This is a genomic window from Acaryochloris sp. IP29b_bin.137 (genome assembly GCF_028285745.1).
Lineage (GTDB): Bacteria > Cyanobacteriota > Cyanobacteriia > Thermosynechococcales > Thermosynechococcaceae > Acaryochloris.
The window spans coordinates 1-3,071 of sequence record NZ_JANQOP010000087.1; the positions used below are offsets into that span (position 1 = coordinate 1).

Sequence of the window (3,071 nt, forward strand, 5' to 3'; positions counted from 1 at the left end):
TCTAGCAATGGATATGGACCCATCTCATATCCAAGCTCAACTCCAGCATTCCCAAGAAGTCATCTCTTTAGATAAATTCGTAGGAGAAAACCAAGGAGACACATTAGGCGAATTCGTTGCCAAGGATCATTCCTCCCAAAAATACTTTGAGAATCTGATGAATAAGGATGAATTGTCCAAACTCATGGGGCACCTGAGTGATCGGCAACAATTCATCATTGGCCAACGATTCGGACTGGAAGATGGTCAGCCTAAAACTCTGGTAGAGATTAGTAAGCTACTCGGCATGAGTCGGGAGGGCGTTCGCAAAATCGAGAAAAGGGCTTTCCAGCAATTAAAAAAACACGCCCAATCCGCTTAGATAACATCCAGGTATCCAAGAACCTCGCGATGATTCTCAGGACAATCATCGGCTTTACAATCTCATCAGGGGGGCGAACAGTAGCCTAGAGCAGGTGCTTGTAGCAAAAACGGGTGGGGAATGCGTTCGGATCAGCAACTCCAAATCCAAGGAGCACTTAGGCAACATCACCATATTGTCTGAGGTGTTATCTTATCCCAAACGCCAAAACACATCTTGAGAGGCGAACCAATGACAGAGCATCTTTCTAGCATCAGCAGGAATAGTCAATGGGGTCAGACGACGGGTCAGGATAACGAAACAATCGCCCATCTGCAACGAAAACTCACTCAAGCTAGCCAAACCCTTTTAGAAAAGCACATTGTATATAAAGAGGCGGTCGCAACAGCGGAACAACTGGTGAGATGGAGGAAAATAGGTAATCGTTCAGACTATCGCTATATGCTGAGCCATGCTTAACCTCAAATCGTTACGCTGGAGTTGGACGATGGAGGTTTGCTATGACTCATATTCCAACCCTGACTCATCAACAGCTAGAACTGCTGAGATTAGCTAAGAAGCATTCTGTAAAAGAACTACAGCTTTCCTATGAGTTTCCCGTGATTGATAGCAGTGAGCCTCCGATGGGTCATCCTCCATTTATTCAAGAGTTGATTGATGATCATCTCGTTCAGGTACAAGTGAAAGGAACCTCCTTGAATGCTTCAGAGTTTCAGCAAGAGAGCTGGACAAAATTTTGTAGTGGTATTGAGCACCCAACCCAAGCGGACTGGAATCAGTGGCGGCAGGGATTTATCGCCCAGCTAAAAGAAGGGTTTGAATACCTGATGACCCCTGGGAATGGCTTTGAACAATTCAGCCAGGTTTGGAGACGGGAAATCCGTCTTCGAGCAATTCAGCCTGGTAATCCATGAGAGAAACTTATACCTGAAATTACATTGCACCTATTATAAAGACGGAGTTGCGATCTCAACTCAAAGACCCAACCCGAGATCGCATCCCAAGCACACTAACCTTTACTTGTCTAAACCGTCTTATTGATTAGCAATTCCTAGTATTCAACCCTTGTAATCCCATATCAGGCTATTTATACTGATTTCATTGATGAGGTTCCCAATTACCCCAAATTGGCGAGAAGGCCCCTCGATAAACGCCCGTCCCCGTGAGCGTTAGATCGGGACGGTAAGCGGATTATCCGCAATACCAAATCTATGGAGCAATTCAACAATGAAATACACACTTTCCACTCTCAAGGGTGCAGTTCTCGCCGCAGCTACTGCCTCCAGCAAGCCAGGGTTTGAGGGCGAGTTTACCACCTCTCAGCAATTGCGGAAGGCCGTTGCCACTCAGTGGCCCGACGATACCAACGATGCCCGCACCCGTGGCTACTGGCTAGGACTGGCGACCTACTTCGGCATCGATAATCAGCCCTGGAAGGATGCCAAGACCACCAAGACCAAGCTCACCGACATCAAGACCGAAGTACTAGCCCACTACGAGGTTAGCGACACTAAGGCACTCAAGGCCAAACTGAAAGACTGGGGAATTCTCCACGGTAAGCTCACCACCCGGCAGGCTTGGGAGGAGTTGCTAGCGGGCTGCAAGGCCAGTCGGAGGGGGAAAGTGGTTGAGTTGGCCGAGCCGTTGGAGATGGTGGCGTAGCAAGGCCGGAGATCTGGTTGTTAAGCCAGAGGTTTAACAACCAACAAACAATTCCTCTAGATTTTACCTAGAGTAGCTTTTTAGCACTACCAGGAATAGGACAGCAGTGATTTTTCAGAGGTTCAAAATTGCTGAGTTATTCTCTCAACGACGGCGAAAAACCTAAGGAAACTTACTCATGTTCACTCGTCTACATTGGCCGTATCAGCTTCGGTAGTGTCCGCAGAAATTTCGGAGTCAGAAGGAGTATCGTCAGAAGGAGTAGTAGTACCAGCGGGGGGTAAGACAGATGCCACAACACGATCTTCTTCTCCCTCAGAAACAACCCCTTTAGGCAGCTTCAGTTCCTTGACGTGAATCGCATCACCCACTTTGAGCGAACTAATATCCACTTCAATGGATTCGGGAATGTTCTGCGGATCGCATTGCAACTCTAAGGAAGTGAGTACGACATCCAAAGAGCCGTTTTCATTCTTAACGCCAACTGGCTCTCCAACTAAGTTTAAAGGGGCTGTAATGGTTACGTTATCTTGTCCTGAAATAGCAAAAAAGCTCAGATGATAGAGTTCGCCTTTCCACGGATGAGTTTGAACATCACGTAGAAGAGAGACACATTTAAGAGAGAGTTCAGGAACTTTGACCTCGACTAAAGTGTTGTTGACCTCTACTGCGGCCAACATCCTTTCAGCAACCACGGTGGGTAAACTCAAGGAGACAGATTCAGCCTTTTTATGACCATAGAGAACCACGGGAATTTGCCCTGTCCTGCGCAGTTGTCTGGGATTAATATCCCTGTTGCGAGGTTCACACTCAACTGTGAAGTCCATAAAAAATCCTTTAAGGGAAACAGCGGATTACTTAGCCAATCAGAATTACTGGCCTTCAAGCCCAGGTCTGAAGGAACTAGGAGCACAACTTAAATCAGGGTAGCACCCATACCAACAAAGGGACTAAATTATTCTTTAGGGAGAGGCAGAAAGGATTTGTTAGGTTAGAACTCTAATTCACCTTTTCCTCACTCGGGTCTTCATCATGTCTGACTGCATTA

At 46.8% G+C, this 3,071-nt stretch carries 5 protein-coding genes; 4 read left to right on the plus strand and 1 reads right to left on the minus strand.

Annotation, left to right across the window (positions count from 1 at the left end; translation table 11 throughout):
* From Q0991_RS06360 to Q0991_RS06375, 4 genes are all read left to right on the plus strand, one after another.
* Window positions 1-361: sigma factor-like helix-turn-helix DNA-binding protein (locus tag Q0991_RS06360; RefSeq protein WP_299486519.1), on the plus strand; the 361-nt coding region annotated here is incomplete at its 5' end.
* Between the two features lie 231 nt (window positions 362-592).
* Window positions 593-820, plus strand: coding sequence for a hypothetical protein (locus Q0991_RS06365; protein ID WP_299486521.1), 228 nt, complete (start codon window positions 593-595; stop codon window positions 818-820).
* Window positions 821-861: 41 nt separating this feature from the next.
* The gene (locus Q0991_RS06370) at window positions 862-1,275 is read left to right on the plus strand and encodes a hypothetical protein (RefSeq protein WP_299486523.1); all 414 of its coding nucleotides are present in this window, start codon (window positions 862-864) and stop codon (window positions 1,273-1,275) included.
* Between the two features lie 313 nt (window positions 1,276-1,588).
* Window positions 1,589-2,023, plus strand: coding sequence for a hypothetical protein (locus tag Q0991_RS06375; RefSeq protein WP_299486525.1), 435 nt, complete (start codon window positions 1,589-1,591; stop codon window positions 2,021-2,023).
* Between the two features lie 182 nt (window positions 2,024-2,205).
* Here Q0991_RS06375 and Q0991_RS06380 read toward each other — a convergent pair whose 3' ends face one another.
* Entirely contained in the window at window positions 2,206-2,850 is a 645-nt protein-coding gene (locus tag Q0991_RS06380; protein ID WP_299486527.1) for a 50S ribosomal protein L25/general stress protein Ctc, read from the minus strand.
* Between the last annotated feature and the right edge of the window lie 221 nt (window positions 2,851-3,071).